General features: G+C 44.2%; 14 protein-coding genes. 7 read left to right on the forward strand and 7 right to left on the reverse strand.

Going from position 1 to position 13,932, the window contains the following annotated elements; genetic code table 11:
* Position 1 precedes the first annotated feature (1 nt).
* The 3 genes from FTV14_RS04645 to dnaJ all read left to right on the forward strand — a co-directional run bounded on the left by FTV14_RS04645 (position 2) and on the right by dnaJ (position 4,866).
* Positions 2-3,139 carry an efflux RND transporter permease subunit gene (locus FTV14_RS04645; RefSeq protein ID WP_180053439.1) on the forward strand — a complete coding sequence of 1,046 codons (3,138 nt, stop codon included), beginning with the start codon at positions 2-4 and terminating at the stop codon, positions 3,137-3,139.
* A gap of 130 nt (positions 3,140-3,269) precedes the next feature.
* On the forward strand, positions 3,270-3,647 hold the full coding sequence (locus FTV14_RS04650; protein WP_104426832.1) for a hypothetical protein: 378 nt from the start codon (positions 3,270-3,272) through the stop codon (positions 3,645-3,647).
* A 103-nt stretch (positions 3,648-3,750) separates the two neighbouring features.
* Entirely contained in the window at positions 3,751-4,866 is a 1,116-nt protein-coding gene (gene dnaJ, locus FTV14_RS04655) for a molecular chaperone DnaJ (RefSeq protein ID WP_034703346.1), read from the forward strand.
* Positions 4,867-5,037: 171 nt separating this feature from the next.
* Here dnaJ and FTV14_RS04660 read toward each other — a convergent pair whose 3' ends face one another.
* Positions 5,038-5,223 (reverse strand): hypothetical protein, encoded by a 186-nt coding sequence (locus FTV14_RS04660; RefSeq protein WP_004780424.1) that lies wholly within the window; start codon positions 5,221-5,223, stop codon positions 5,038-5,040.
* A gap of 856 nt (positions 5,224-6,079) precedes the next feature.
* Between FTV14_RS04660 and FTV14_RS04665 the strand changes: the two genes are divergently transcribed.
* The 3 genes from FTV14_RS04665 to FTV14_RS04675 all read left to right on the forward strand — a co-directional run bounded on the left by FTV14_RS04665 (position 6,080) and on the right by FTV14_RS04675 (position 8,338).
* Positions 6,080-6,277, forward strand: coding sequence for a hypothetical protein (locus tag FTV14_RS04665; RefSeq protein ID WP_004780426.1), 198 nt, complete (start codon positions 6,080-6,082; stop codon positions 6,275-6,277).
* A gap of 537 nt (positions 6,278-6,814) precedes the next feature.
* The gene (dapB, locus tag FTV14_RS04670) at positions 6,815-7,636 is read left to right on the forward strand and encodes a 4-hydroxy-tetrahydrodipicolinate reductase (RefSeq protein ID WP_180053440.1); all 822 of its coding nucleotides are present in this window, start codon (positions 6,815-6,817) and stop codon (positions 7,634-7,636) included.
* 57 nt (positions 7,637-7,693) lie between these two features.
* The gene (locus FTV14_RS04675; RefSeq protein ID WP_180053441.1) at positions 7,694-8,338 is read left to right on the forward strand and encodes an START domain-containing protein; all 645 of its coding nucleotides are present in this window, start codon (positions 7,694-7,696) and stop codon (positions 8,336-8,338) included.
* Positions 8,339-8,387: 49 nt separating this feature from the next.
* On the opposite strand, the gene FTV14_RS04680 is transcribed toward FTV14_RS04675, so the two are convergent.
* Together FTV14_RS04680 and dkgB are read right to left on the reverse strand one after the other, a co-directional pair.
* Complete coding sequence (locus tag FTV14_RS04680) at positions 8,388-9,563, reverse strand: MFS transporter (protein WP_180053442.1); 1,176 nt, start codon at positions 9,561-9,563, stop codon at positions 8,388-8,390.
* Positions 9,564-9,572: 9 nt separating this feature from the next.
* Positions 9,573-10,379: a 2,5-didehydrogluconate reductase DkgB gene (gene dkgB, locus FTV14_RS04685; protein WP_180053443.1), complete on the reverse strand. Its 807-nt coding sequence runs from the start codon at positions 10,377-10,379 to the stop codon at positions 9,573-9,575.
* 113 nt (positions 10,380-10,492) lie between these two features.
* Between dkgB and FTV14_RS04690 the strand changes: the two genes are divergently transcribed.
* Positions 10,493-11,383 carry a LysR family transcriptional regulator gene (locus FTV14_RS04690; RefSeq protein ID WP_180053444.1) on the forward strand — a complete coding sequence of 297 codons (891 nt, stop codon included), beginning with the start codon at positions 10,493-10,495 and terminating at the stop codon, positions 11,381-11,383.
* A gap of 86 nt (positions 11,384-11,469) precedes the next feature.
* Here FTV14_RS04690 and FTV14_RS04695 read toward each other — a convergent pair whose 3' ends face one another.
* The 4 genes from FTV14_RS04695 to FTV14_RS04710 are packed head-to-tail and all read right to left on the reverse strand — an operon-like array spanning position 11,470 to position 13,864.
* Positions 11,470-12,492, reverse strand: coding sequence for an NAD(P)-dependent alcohol dehydrogenase (locus FTV14_RS04695; protein ID WP_180053445.1), 1,023 nt, complete (start codon positions 12,490-12,492; stop codon positions 11,470-11,472).
* Positions 12,493-12,496: 4 nt separating this feature from the next.
* On the reverse strand, positions 12,497-13,078 hold the full coding sequence (locus tag FTV14_RS04700; RefSeq protein WP_180053446.1) for a DNA-3-methyladenine glycosylase I: 582 nt from the start codon (positions 13,076-13,078) through the stop codon (positions 12,497-12,499).
* 21 nt (positions 13,079-13,099) lie between these two features.
* The gene (locus FTV14_RS04705) at positions 13,100-13,345 is read right to left on the reverse strand and encodes a hypothetical protein (RefSeq protein ID WP_034170753.1); all 246 of its coding nucleotides are present in this window, start codon (positions 13,343-13,345) and stop codon (positions 13,100-13,102) included.
* 15 nt (positions 13,346-13,360) lie between these two features.
* Entirely contained in the window at positions 13,361-13,864 is a 504-nt protein-coding gene (locus FTV14_RS04710; RefSeq protein ID WP_373687756.1) for a M23 family metallopeptidase, read from the reverse strand.
* Positions 13,865-13,932: the final 68 nt, after the last annotated feature.

A 13,932-nucleotide genomic window follows, 5' to 3' on the forward strand; every position in this document is an offset into this window, starting at 1 on the left:
TATGAACTTTAACCTGTCTGAATGGGCCTTAAAGAATAAAGGTCTGGTACTGTATTTCATGATCCTGCTCGGTTTGGTGGGCATCGTATCCTATTCCAAACTGTCACAAAGTGAGGATCCGCCGTTTACCTTTAAGGTGATGGTAATCCAGACCTACTGGCCGGGTGCCAGTGCTAAAGAAATGTCCTTACAGGTCACCGACCGGATTGAAAAAGAGTTGATGACTACCGGACAGTATGACCGGATCATGGCCTATTCCCGTCCGGGGGAATCCATGGTGACTTTTATTGCCAAGGATTCCTTGGCTTCCAAGGATGTCTCAGATGTCTGGTATAACGTCCGTAAGAAAATCAATGATATTCGGCATGAATTGCCGCAAGGCGTACAAGGTCCATTCTTCAATGATGAGTTTGGTGATACCTTTGGTAACATCTATGTCATCAAGGGTAATGACTTCGATTATGCCACGCTTAAAGAATATGCTGACCGTTTGCAGTTACAGTTGCAACGGGTCAAGGATGTCGCCAAAGTTGAACTGATCGGTCTGCAGGACCAGAAAATCTGGATCGAAATCTCCAACACCAAAGCTACCCAGCTCGGTATTCCGGTGACTGCCATTCAGCAGGCACTGCAGCAGCAAAATGCCATGACTCAGGCGGGCTTTTTTGAAACCGGTTCTGACCGGATTCAGGTGCGGGTCAGTGGTGCGCTGAATAATGTCGAAGAACTGCAGCAATTACCTTTACTAGTGAATGGCAAGACCATCCAGCTTAGCGATGTAGCGGAGGTTTATCGTGGCTTTACTGATCCAGCACAACCGCGTATGCGCTTTATGGGCGAAAATGGCATCGGTATTGCCGTATCGATGCGTAAAGGCGGTGACATTATTGCCTTGGGTAAAAATCTGGAACAGGAATTTGCCCGTTTGCAGAAAACTTTGCCTTTAGGAATGGATCTGCAAAAAGTTTCAGATCAGCCGGTAGCAGTGAAACGCAGTATTAATGAATTTATGAAAGTTCTGGCCGAGGCCGTGATTATTGTTCTCTTGGTGAGTTTTTTCTCACTCGGGTTCCGTACTGGTTTGGTGGTGGCTTTCTCGATTCCGTTAGTATTGGCGATGACCTTTGCCGGGATGCAACTGTTTGATGTTGGCCTGCATAAGATTTCTCTGGGTGCCCTGATTCTGGCACTTGGCCTTCTGGTCGATGACGCGATCATTGCCATAGAAATGATGGCAATCAAAATGGAGCAAGGCTTTAGCCGCTTACAGGCGGCCGGTCATGCCTGGCGGACGACTGCTTTTCCAATGCTGACCGGAACCCTGATTACTGCTGCCGGTTTCCTGCCGATTGCGACAGCAGCATCCAGTACCGGGGAATATACCCGCTCGATTTTCCAGGTGGTGACGCTGGCACTGTTGGTGTCCTGGATTGCCGCAGTTCTGTTTGTACCTTATCTGGGTGATAAACTCCTGCCAGATTTTAACAAGGATCTGGTGCAAAGAGCGCCATGGTATCAACGTCTCTGGGCGCGTTTACGCAAACGCCCTGAACCGGATCCGCTGGTGCATCATGCCGGTGAACATCATGATCCTTATCAAACCAAGTTCTATCAGGGCTTTCGCCGTTGGGTGAATATCTGTGTCACCTACCGTAAAACGGTCATTGCGGCGACTGTCGGGATTTTTGTGCTATCCATTTTGATGTTTAATCTGGTGCCAAAACAATTCTTCCCGCCATCGAATCGTGCCGAAATTCTGGTAGATCTGAAACTGGAAGAGGGCGCTTCATTAAAAGCGACTGAAGCGGCAGTGAAAAAAGTTGAAAACTTCCTGTCCAAACAGGAGGGGATTGATAACTATGTGGTCTATGTCGGTACCGGCTCACCGCGTTTCTATTTGCCATTAGACCAGCAATTGCCGCAAGCCAGCTTTGCCCAGTTTGTGGTATTGGCTTCATCACTTGAAGACCGCAATGAAATCCGTAAATCTTTAAGTGACCAGATTCGGGTGCTGTTACCAGAAGCTCGTACCCGAGTGTCTCTACTGGAAAATGGCCCACCCGTTGGCTATCCATTACAGTTCCGCGTATCGGGTGAAGACTTGGGATTAGTCCGCCAATGGGCACAGAAAGTTGCAGCAACGGTCGGAGACAATCCGAATACCACCAATGTGCATCTGGACTGGGGTGAACCAAGTAAAGTGATTAAGCTGGATATTGATCAGGACCGCGCCCGTCAGTTGGGAGTAAGCAGTAGCGATTTGGCGAATTTCCTGAATAGCTCAATTTCTGGAACTGCGATTGATCAGTACCGTGAGAAACGTGAGCTGATTGAAATCCGCTTACGGGGTGATCAGGCTGAACGTGTCGATGTCGGTTCACTGAGTAGTCTGGCAGTACCGACTACGAATGGGAGTTCAGTTCCTCTGGCCCAGATTGCCAAGATCGAATACAGCTTTGAAGAAGGCCTGATCTGGCATCGGAATCGCTTGCCGACCATTACGGTACGGGCTGATATCCGGACGCAACTGCAACCGGCAACCGTGGTCAACGAGCTGAAAGATCAGTTGGCACAGCTCAGATCAGAAATGCCAAGTGGCTATTTAATAGAGGTAGGCGGGACAGTTGAAGAATCTGCGCGAGGGCAGAATTCAGTGAATGCGGGTATGCCATTGTTCCTGGCAGTGGTGATGACTTTGCTGATGATTCAGCTCCGAAGTATCTCACGTGCCTTCATTGTCTTCCTGACAGCGCCATTGGGTATTATTGGCGTGGTCTTATTCCTGTTAATTTTCAATAAACCTTTTGGCTTTGTGGCCATGCTGGGCACGATTGCTTTGTCAGGCATGATCATGCGTAACTCGTTGATTCTCATTGACCAGATTGAACAGGATATTCAGGCAGGTGAATCGCAATGGAACGCCATTATCAATGCCACAGTGCGCCGTTGCCGTCCGATTGTCCTGACTGCACTGGCTGCCGTTCTGGCCATGATTCCTTTATCCAGAAGCATTTTCTTCGGACCAATGGCGGTTGCCATTATGGGAGGATTAATCGTTGCAACGCTATTAACGCTGTTTTTCCTGCCAGCCTTATATGCACAATGGTTTAAAGTGAAAAAAAGTTTAAATTCTGTTTAAATTTGTCATAATTTCAGATGCGAAATATTGAAAATTTCAATATAGTAGTACCTGATTTTTTAATAATTCAAAAAAGACATACTGCTGCGGAACTCACTTGTGCTGGGCCGCACACTAAGGTTGACTAAACATGACTCAAGACACACTCACCAAGATGCGACGCTCCGTGGCGATGGCTTATGTCTTCATGTTTTTTGCTTTATTTACAGTGGTAAGCGGCATATTCGCCTACTGGTATGCACGTAAGGTGACCCAGATCGATTATGCCGAAGTCTGGTTACAGGCACAGGCACTCTGGATCATGCGTAATATTGTAATTTATTCAGTACTCGCGATTTTTGCAGCGCTCTGGTTCATTCCATTATTTTTCTTCGCCTGGGATAGCCAGCTTTGGGTAAAAGCCTGCACAGTCGCAGGTGTAGTATTCAGCTTTATTGCCATTATTTTCCTCATTAATGCCTGGTTCAAAGGTATCTTCAAATTTTCTCAAAACAAAGCCGTATTCTAAGCTTTCAATTTTTTTTCAGAATTCCCCTTGTAAAGCTGGGTTTAACCCCAATTTTAGACCACAGTCAATATTAAATAGAATTCCGTGAGGAGCATCGCCAGACATGGCTAAACGTGATTATTATGAGGTTTTGGGCGTCTCTAAAACCGCTAGTGATGATGAAATTAAAAAAGCCTACCGTAAGTTGGCGATGAAATATCATCCAGACCGTAACCCGGACAATCCTGAAGCTGAAGAGAAGTTTAAAGAAGCTTCAGAAGCGTATGAAGTTCTGTCAGACAGCGAAAAACGCAGCATGTACGACCGTATGGGCCATCAAGCCTTTGAAGGTGGTATGGGCGGTGGTGCTGGCGGCTTCGGTGGTTTCAGTGCGGAAGATATTTTCAGCCAGTTTGGGGATATTTTCGGTGGAGCCTTTGGTGGGGGGGGCCGTGGCCAGCAACGTCAACGCCGTGGTTCAGACTTACGCTATGTGATGGAATTGACGCTTGAAGAAGCAGTCAAAGGCGTTAAGAAAACCATTACTTTTACTGCACCAGCACCATGTGACGCCTGTGATGGTAAAGGTTCTAAAAATCCGAACGATGTTGAAACCTGTCCAACCTGTCATGGTGCCGGCCAAGTACGTATGCAGCAAGGTTTCTTCTCGGTACAGCAAACCTGTAGTACCTGTCGTGGCCAGGGCAAGATCATTAAGAACCCATGTAATAAATGTCATGGATCAGGTGTATCTGACCGTCAGCAAACCCTAGAAGTTACTATCCCAGCCGGGGTGGACAATGGCGACCGCGTACGCTTGACTGGTAAAGGTGAAGCGATTCGTGATGGCCAATCAGGTGATCTATACGTTGAAGTCGTGGTACGTGAACACGAAATCTTCCAGCGTGACGGTGCAGATCTGTATATGGATGTGCCAATTTCAATTGCGGATGCAGCTTTGGGTAAAGAAGTTCAGATTCCGACATTAGATGGTCGTGTCAGCCTGAAAATTCCTGAAGGTACGCAAACCGGTAAACTGTTCCGCCTACGTGGTAAGGGCGTGAAACCAGTACGTTCAACCATGCAAGGTGATCTGCTTTGCCGTGTTGTTGTAGAAACACCAGTGAACCTGACTGCACGTCAACGTGAACTGTTGAAAGAGTTGCAAGCGACCATGGAAGATGAGGGCAGCCAGTCTTCTCCAAAGAAAAAATCTTTCTTTGATCGGTTGTTTGACTGATCTGGATAGATAAAAAAGGACGCTCAGGCGTCCTTTTTTATAGCTTAAATTCGGAAAAGATGTATAAGTTAATTATTAGATAAAAATAATGAGAAAATTATTCTTTTAATGATATTGGCTTTTTAAGAAGGATTTATACCCCTCACGCAGAGAAATATAAATCCTGTCATATTATTGAGCTTCAGTTGCTTGAGCTTCTGATGCTGGAGCTTCGCTTGCAGGTGCTTCAGCAGCTTGAACTTCAGACGCAGCTGTTTCAGTTGCAGCAGGAGCTGTTTGTGCTACTTCTTCAGCAGCAAAAGTTTGTGATGCAGCAATTAACGCTACCCCGGCAAAAGTTAATTGAACTAATTTCATATAAATTTCCTTGTATTAAAAATAGTGTACTACTCAGTACACTTGGCAAAAATGTTGACATAAAATGTAGATATTGATGTTTTTTTGTGTGTACTTATGTTTACTAATGTAGTTTGATGTTATTTAAATAACTGAAATATAAGATTAATCATTAATCTCATAAAATTGAGCAAGTGGCAAAATATATAAGAAAATGGATTTGTTAATGTGATGTATGTCACATATTTGCACATTTAAAGGATGAAATTTAATTTAAATACTAAAAGAAAAACCCCAGCATCCTGCCGGGGTTTTTCGTATGGGTTCACTCGGTATAACTCCTGTCGTACCTTACTGTCCTTGTGCTGATCTATTGTTATTCTTGTTTGGAACTTCCTGTTCCTGATGAATTCATCATAGGAAACTTCCAGTATTCTGAATAGCAGCAAAAGGCCGAGATTGATGTGAGCCAAAGCGTACAAAGAGTCTGGTTCTTACCTTAGCCAGACAGAGAAAAATACTTTGTCTTTTAAGACCTCATCATCAGGATATGAAGATCCTGAATTAATGATCTCATCATTTATTTAACTAATAAAATATTATGAATAATCTGGGATATTAAAAGAATTGTTACAAAAACTGGTTCCTATTAAATTTTTAGCAATTATGAGATTATTAAGAATTTGATATATAAAATTAATTTTTAGGCTGACAATCTTGTTAAATAGGAAGAATTTAGAAGGTTATTTAATCTGTCAATTCCTCAAAACTTGCAGAACTTTTTCTAATTTGTAATCCTTGCGACCAAGGGTGTCTAGTTAAGCTAAGGCAGGTATTTGTTGTAGTCGGGCCGCTACAACTGATAACAGGTGCCTATATGTTTAATTTAAAGATTTTTAATAAGATCTCTACCGAAGTCTTGACCTTAAAAAATGATCTGGAGCTGAATTCCGAGATTCAACTTATCACTAAATATAAAACATCTATTTGTGAAGATTATAAAAAAGCGATTGTGTTGATCTTTAAAGAACGTGGATATACCAGCTTAGAAGTTGGTCAACTGCTTGATGCGTGATCCTTAAACATTCTTAAATTTAAAAAAGTATGGATTTACACTTCCATTTACTCAAACAATCCATCGCGCTTCATCTAAAATAATGCCATGTGCTAAAGGCATATGCCTCAGTACGCGATAATGGGTATTTAATTCAATAATATCAGTAATACTTATATTGCTGAGGTGGTCAAATTGGAGTTTCAATATATTTCCCTTAAATACAAATAATCTAAATATGAAAAATCAAGATCATACGTACCATGGAAAAATATTTTTTATCTTATTAAATTCAATTATTTAAAATTAAAATCTAATTCTTATTAACTAGAATTTTCTTTAAATGAGTTTATCTCTGACTAACCATTTAATCATTATTCCTCTAACGGAATTATTTTCTTTTTACTCGTCCATAAAATATTGTTGATATGGATACATATCAAAAACCCTCATGATCCTCTTTAATTCTTTTCATTGATTTTTATGCGATCAATCTTAGTGTTATGAGCGAGTTTTGCTATAGTAAGAGCAATTTCGAATCAACATCAGGACTATGTTATGTCAGCGACACCACGCATTGGGATTTTAGGTGCAGGCGGCCGTATGGGACGCATCCTTATTCAGGCGGTGAAAGAAGCCGGTTACCAATTGGCAGCAGCTGTTGAGCGCCCTGAAAGCTCATTGATTGGCGCAGATGCCGGTGAACTGGCTGGTGTAGGGAGCCTGGGTGTAAAGGTTGTCGGCCATCTTGAAGAAGTAGTTAAAGACTGTGACGTAGTGATCGACTTTACTGCGCCTGCTGCGACGGTGAATCATCTTAAAATCTGCCGTGAAAATGGCGTTGCGATCGTGATTGGTACTACTGGTATGAATGACGAACAAAAAGCTTATCTGGATGAATCTGCAAAAGAAACTCCAGTGGTCTATGCAGCGAACTATTCGGTTGGTGTGAACGTTTCGATCAAACTGCTAGAACTTGCCTCTAAAGTCTTTGGTGATACAGTCGATATTGAAGTGATCGAAGCACATCACCGTCATAAAGTCGATGCGCCGTCAGGTACAGCTCTTATGATGGGTGAGGCGATTGCTGGAGCATTGGGTCGTGATTTGAAAAGAGATGCGGTATATCACCGTGAAGGGCATACGGGTCCACGTGAACGTAAAAGTATTGGTTTTCAGACCATTCGTGGCGGTGATATCGTCGGTGAACATACTGCCATGTTTATTGGCGAAGGCGAGCGTGTTGAAATTACGCATAAAGCCACCAACCGTATGAACTTCGCAGCCGGTGCCGTACGTGCCGCAGCTTGGGTTGTTGGCCGTGATGCGCGTAAATATGACATGAAAGACGTACTTGGTTTTAACGATATTCAAGTATAAATTTTCGTCAAAATCCTATATAAAAATAACTTAAAACTAAAATAAGATGACAATGGAATGAAGAAATTAATATTAATGGCGTGTGCTGTAGCCTTTGCCGCTACAGCACAGTCGACCTCTGTGCAGAATGCCAAACTCAGCATTAATAAAAATAATATTAAAGTCTGGACCTATCAGGATGAGCGGAATCCCGTTTTTCTCTATAAAGCCGAAACCACCTACAATGTCCCGATTGAGAATGCCGTCTCTTTAATTCTGGATGTTGATTATGCAGTGAAATGGGTGCCTTATATGGACAGTATCAAGGTGCTGTCGCGTGATGATAAAAAAGGCGATTTCACCTTGTATATGGTGCTGGATTTTCCATTCCCTTTAAAAGACCGTGATCTGATTGTGCAGGGTAAAATGATTAAGGATGTCAATGGCCAGATCACCATTAAGAATAAAGCGATTCAGACCGGGTATGCTCTAAATCCGAATTATGTACGTTTGACTGATTATCAGGGAGACTGGACTTTCCAGAAACTGGCCAATAACAAGGTCAAGGTATCGACTTATGGCTATGCCAATCCTGAAGGTTCGATTCCTTTAACCTTTGTGAATATGTTTGTGCAACAGCAGCCTTATCAGATGCTGCAAAAGATGAAAACCGAACTGGCTAAACCTGTGGCAACGCCTGTGTTACCTGAAGCTTTACGTTAAATAGCCAATAAAAAGTCCGCATCAGGCGGACTTTTTTATGAAGGAAATTTTAAGAGCATTGCTGCGTAGTCATATCTTGCTGTGGAACCAGTTTCATTTGAATCACGACCAGAAGCAAAGCAACAGCACTGAGCCCAGCACCGGTAAATGAAACCGCACTATAGCTAAGTCCCAGATTTAGCACACTGGCTCCCGCAATCGCACCCAAAGCATTCCCGAGGTTAAAGGCACCAATATTTACCGAAGAAGCCAGCCCAGGCGCATCATAAGCCACGGACATGACTAGCATCTGTAAAGGCGGAACCACAGCAAAGGCAGCAGCACCCCAGATGATTAATGCCAGACCTGCGCCAAGAGCTGTGCTTGCCAGAATCGGGAAGAGCAGCATCATCAGCATGAGCAAGATTAAAAAGCCGATCAGGGTTTTATCTAAGGATAAATCTGCAAACTTGCCACCCAGATGGTTACCAATCGAGAAACCTACTCCGATCAACACCAGCATCAAAGTAATCAATACCGGCGAGGCTTGAGTAAAGCTTTGCAGACTTGGCGCAATATAAGTGTATAGGGCAAACATGGCCCCCGCACTCATCACGGTGGTCAATAAAGCTAAAACAACAGGCAGGCGGGTCAAGACTTGCAGCTCCTGCCTTACATCCGGTTTCTGGCTGCTTTGGCCTTCAGGTAAGGCTTTCCATAGGGAGAACATGGTCAGCAAACCAATCAGGGAAATACCCAGAAAAGCCATACGCCAGCCAATGTGTTGTCCTATCCAGGTTGCCAGTGGCACCCCGCCAATATTGGCAATGGTCAGGCCCATAAACATCATGGCCACGGCACTGGCCTGTTTATCTTTCGGAACGACACTGGCAGCGACAACCGAACCAATCCCGAAGAAAGCACCATGGTTCAAGCTGGTGATGATGCGTGCCCCCATCAGCCCCAGATAATTAGGCGCTAATGTGGCCAGAATATTACCAATCGTAAAAATTGCCATCAGTAAAATGAGAGACTTACGTTTGGAATAACGGCTTAACCAGAGGGTCATTAGCGGTGCACCCAACATCACACCTAAAGCATAGGCACTGATTAGCATCCCGGCACGAGGAATTGAAATCTCCAGATCACGGGCGATTTCTGGCAGAAAACCCATAGGAGAGAATTCAGTGGTACCAATTGCAAAGGCGCCAACCGCCAGTGCAAGCAAAGGAAAATTAATTTTCATGGTTTCTGCTTAGTCCCAGATAGGCGCAAGCTGTTCTGGATCAACCTCGCGGCCATTGCGCTCCAGGGTGCTGATCAAAGCCATTTCTTCTTGAGACAGCTGTATCTCCTGCGCTGCCAGATTGGCAAGCAGATGTTCACGTTTGGTTGAAGATGGAATCACCGCAAAGCCTTTTTGTAAGGCCCAAGCCAGTGCAATTTGTGCAGTCGAAGCCTGATGCTGTGCAGCAATTCCTTGCAGGACAGAATCATTCAGTACTTTGCCATAGGCCAGTGTCATATAAGAGGTGACATCAATATTCTGTGCTTGTAAGAAATTCACCAGACGCTGATTTTGCAAGTAAGGACTGAGTTCAATCTGGTTGGTTGCGATATGCTCCAGACCAATCGTATCAATGGCTTGTTGGGTCAGCTCAATATTGAAATTGGACACACCGATATGCTCAGTCAGACCTTGCTGTTTGGCTTCTAATAAAGTCTGCATCAGCTCAGGAATTTGAACGCCTAAACGAGGTGCAGGCCAGTGAATGAGCGTTAGATTGACTGCATCAGTACGTAGTTTATGCAGGCTTTCTTTGAGGCTTGGAATTAATTTGTCTGATGCGTAATTATCTGTCCAGATTTTGGTGGTAATGAACAGCTCGTTACGATTAACTTGACTTTCTGCAATAGCCTGACCCACTTCCGCTTCATTGGCATAAATCTGTGCCGTATCTACGGCGCGATAACCGACTTCCAGGGCTGTTTTGACTGAATCAATGACGGTCTGTCCAGACAGGCGAAAGGTACCGACACCAAATTGAGGAACAATATTCATAGCTTTAATCTTTAAGTATTTTCGATGTTGAGTATTTTGTGCTTTTTATTGTTGCGAAAAAATAGTTGAATTTGCAAAATATTATTGACCGAAAATCAATAAAAGAGTGACAAATGAAATCGACGATTGAAGAATTACAGGCTTTTGTCACTATTGTGGATAGTGGTTCTATTGTCATGGCGGCAGAGCGTTTGGGACAAACCACTTCGGGTGTCAGTCGGGCATTGCAACGTCTGGAAAATAAGTTAAATGTTACTCTTTTAGAAAGAACCACACGTAAGCTGAAACTGACTCAAGAAGGCCAGCTATTTCTAGAAAAGGCGCGCAAAATTCTCAATAATCTGGCAGAAGCTGAAGATGCCTTACTGAAATCAGATAGTGATACTTCAGGATTGATTCGGGTCGATTCAGCGACACCTTTTGTACTGCATGTAATCGTGCCGCTAATTCAGGAATTTATGCAGCGTTATCCCCACATCGAAATTGAACTAAATAATCATGATCAGGTGATTGATCTGCTGGAACATAAAACCGATGTCGCGATCCGCTTTGGAGAACTGCATGATTCCAGCCTGCATGCCAGATTATTATGCCGCAGTCGTTTGTATATTGTGGCCAGCCCTGAATATTTACAGCAAAAGGGCAGACCGCAATCAGTGGCAGATTTATCGGAGCACACTTTGCTGGGATTTAGTCAGCCTACGCATTTGAACACCTGGCCGATTCGGCTGGATGGCGAACCTATCATTGTAAAGCCAAAGATTAGAGCACCCAATGGGGAAACGGTTCGTCAATTGGCTTTATATGGGGTGGGTATTACTTGTCTGTCACGCTTTCTGGTCGAGGACGACTTACAGGCGGGTCGTTTAGAGGCGCTATTTGAAGAGCAGATTGAGCTACATTATCAAAAAATTCATGCGGTCTATTACCGTCAGGAGCATTTGCCTAAACGGGTACATCTATTTATTGAATTTCTGGCTCAGAAGCTGGCTAAATATTTATAAACCAATTATTTGCAAATACAGCCAAAAAAAAATCTGTCCTAACATGATGCTAGGGCAGATCTAGATTTACTGATGATTAGTAAAAATTAGAAATCGGCTTTCAGTACAATCCGGTAACGGGCTTTGCCTGAGTGCAGACGTTCAATCGCCGCATTAATTTCCGACATGGGGAACAGTTCAATCTGTGGCGCAATATTTTTACGTGCCGCAAATTTTAGTAATTGACGTAAAGCTGCTGGTGAACCTGTCGGCGAGCCAGTCACAGATTTAGCACCACCAATCAGTGAACCTGCAGAAATTTGCATGGGTTCCAATGGTAAGCCCAGCATATGTACCGTGCCATTTGGTGCCAGTGTTGATAAATAAGCCTGCCAGTCTAGTGTGACATTGACAGTACTCATTAATAGGTCAAATTTACCACGAAGCGGTTTAAGCGCTGCTGGGTCACGACTATTCACTACATGGTCTGCACCCATGGCTTTCAGCTCATCGGTTTTATCCAGATTTGAAGTAAAGGCGGTAATTTCACAACCCCACGCTTTCAACAGCTTGATCGCCATATGTCCCAAACCGCCAATACCAATGACACCGACGTGGTGAATGGCCTGAATCTGATGTTTTAGAATCGGGTCAAATACCGTAATCCCGCCACAGAGCAGGGGGCCAGCACTTTCTGGGTCCAGATCTTCGGGTAAGGGAATTGCCCATTGCCAGCCAGCACGGACTTTATCTGCAAAACCGCCTGCATGACCGACGATGGTTGCAACCTGACCACCGGTACACAGCACTTGCTGGCCTGAAATACAAGAATCGCAATGTTGGCAGCTTTCCGCAGTCCAGCCAATACCGACACGTTGACCTACTTTTAGACCTTTGGCTTCAGAACCCAGTTGTGTAATGGTTCCAATGACTTCATGTCCGGCCACCACAGGATATACTGAAGATCCCCAGTCATTATTGAGTACTGAAATATCAGAATGGCATAGGCCGCAGTATTCAACTTTCACTTCGACCTGATGCGGCTGAAGTTCACCTGCATCAAATTGATAAGGTTCCAGAGCAGCACCGGCAGACATTGCGGCATAGGCTTGAATAGTATTAGTGGACATAGATTCAGCTCTTATTTGAATGGGAGGATATTGTTTTAAAGTGACAGTGATTTTCATGGTCATCGACCATGCCAACTGCCTGCATAAAGGCATAACAGATCGTAGGACCGACAAACTTAAAGCCTGCTTTTTTTAAGGCTTTGGACATGTTCTGGCTTTCAATGGTTTGTGCCGGAGCCTGACGATAATCTGCCACATCATTATTCAATCGGGGCCGCTGGGCAAAGGACCACAACCATGTGACCACATCAATTTCTTGAGATTTAAGCTGTTGCCAGGCCCGGGCATTATCACGAATCGCAGTCAGTTTACCGATATGCCGAATTAGACTAGCATCTTGCAGTTTTGCGGTGAGTTGCTCATCTGTAAAAGAAGCAATCGTTTCAATAGAATATTGAAAGAAATGTTTGCGATAAGATTCACGTTTTCTGAGTACGGTAATCCAGGCTAAACCGGCCTGCTGACCTTCCAGGCACAGCATTTCAAACAGGCGTTTTTCATCATGCAGCGCCTGTCCCCATTCCTGATCATGGTAGGCAATATAGAGCGGATCATCCGAGCACCAGCCACAGCGTTGGATCGTCAAGGGATACTCCTTTTGATTATTTTATAATTTAAATGTCATCCACTGATCTTGCTGATTATCCCAGTAGGAGAGTTCTGCCTGCTGCAGATCACTGAACTGGATCCACATATCCTTACCACTTTTATCGGCATAACCAGTACTGATCAGAAGCGCCTCTTCGGTAATTTCCATGATCCAGCCCTGATAGGTCTGGCCATTGAGCACGATTTTCTGTTGATTGCCTGATTCAGCAAATTCGACCAGACGGTTGATCAACGCTTCTGACATGTAAACTTCCTAAAATTAACGTAAATATGGATAGGGGTTAACAACACCACGGCCCTTACCACTTAAATAGAGACCATAATGCAGATGTGGCGCGGTATGCCGGGCATTGCCAGTATTACCGACATAACCAATGACATCGCCCTTTTTGACATAGTCACCAACTTTCAGGCCACGCTTATGACCATCCAGATGTGCATAATAATGCCAGGCACCACCTGGACCCAGAATCCAGACTACTTTACCACCCAAATTGTTATTCCGTAAATCCGCGATCAGACCAGGCGTCGCACTGCGAACCTTGGTTCCACGTGGAGCCAGAATATCAATGCCCTCATGCAAACGGCCACTACTACGCGAAGCTCCCCAAGTATCTTTCAATTCACGAGCCTGGACCCGATCTACCGGAATCGGCAGAGAAGAGGGCATACGCATATGATTCAGTTTTTTGACCAGTGCCGGATTAAGCTGAACCGCAGAAGGATGTTTCGGTGCGCTACTACACGCCACCAGAAATAACATCACCAAAGAAAGCCCGACAAACGCAAGAGAATGGCGCAAAATATTTATCCTTAAATGAGGCCAATATG

This window comes from Acinetobacter sp. YH12236 (genome assembly GCF_013417645.1).
GTDB lineage: Bacteria > Pseudomonadota > Gammaproteobacteria > Pseudomonadales > Moraxellaceae > Acinetobacter.

Bases quoted from the DNA above. Each gene is read 5' to 3' on its own strand.
- FTV14_RS04710 (WP_373687756.1), bottom strand. From the start codon at position 13,864: ATGTTATTTCTGGTGGCGTGTAGTAGCGCACCGAAACATCCTTCTGCG.
- dapB (WP_180053440.1), top strand. From the start codon at position 6,815: ATGTCAGCGACACCACGCATTGGGATTTTAGGTGCAGGCGGCCGTATG.
- FTV14_RS04680 (WP_180053442.1), bottom strand. From the start codon at position 9,563: ATGAAAATTAATTTTCCTTTGCTTGCACTGGCGGTTGGCGCCTTTGCA.
- dnaJ (WP_034703346.1), top strand. From the start codon at position 3,751: ATGGCTAAACGTGATTATTATGAGGTTTTGGGCGTCTCTAAAACCGCT.
- FTV14_RS04665 (WP_004780426.1), top strand. From the start codon at position 6,080: ATGTTTAATTTAAAGATTTTTAATAAGATCTCTACCGAAGTCTTGACC.
- FTV14_RS04695 (WP_180053445.1), bottom strand. From the start codon at position 12,492: ATGTCCACTAATACTATTCAAGCCTATGCCGCAATGTCTGCCGGTGCT.
- FTV14_RS04650 (WP_104426832.1), top strand. From the start codon at position 3,270: ATGACTCAAGACACACTCACCAAGATGCGACGCTCCGTGGCGATGGCT.
- FTV14_RS04675 (WP_180053441.1), top strand. From the start codon at position 7,694: ATGAAGAAATTAATATTAATGGCGTGTGCTGTAGCCTTTGCCGCTACA.
- FTV14_RS04660 (WP_004780424.1), bottom strand. From the start codon at position 5,223: ATGAAATTAGTTCAATTAACTTTTGCCGGGGTAGCGTTAATTGCTGCA.
- FTV14_RS04645 (WP_180053439.1), top strand. From the start codon at position 2: ATGAACTTTAACCTGTCTGAATGGGCCTTAAAGAATAAAGGTCTGGTA.
- FTV14_RS04705 (WP_034170753.1), bottom strand. From the start codon at position 13,345: ATGTCAGAAGCGTTGATCAACCGTCTGGTCGAATTTGCTGAATCAGGC.
- dkgB (WP_180053443.1), bottom strand. From the start codon at position 10,379: ATGAATATTGTTCCTCAATTTGGTGTCGGTACCTTTCGCCTGTCTGGA.
- FTV14_RS04690 (WP_180053444.1), top strand. From the start codon at position 10,493: ATGAAATCGACGATTGAAGAATTACAGGCTTTTGTCACTATTGTGGAT.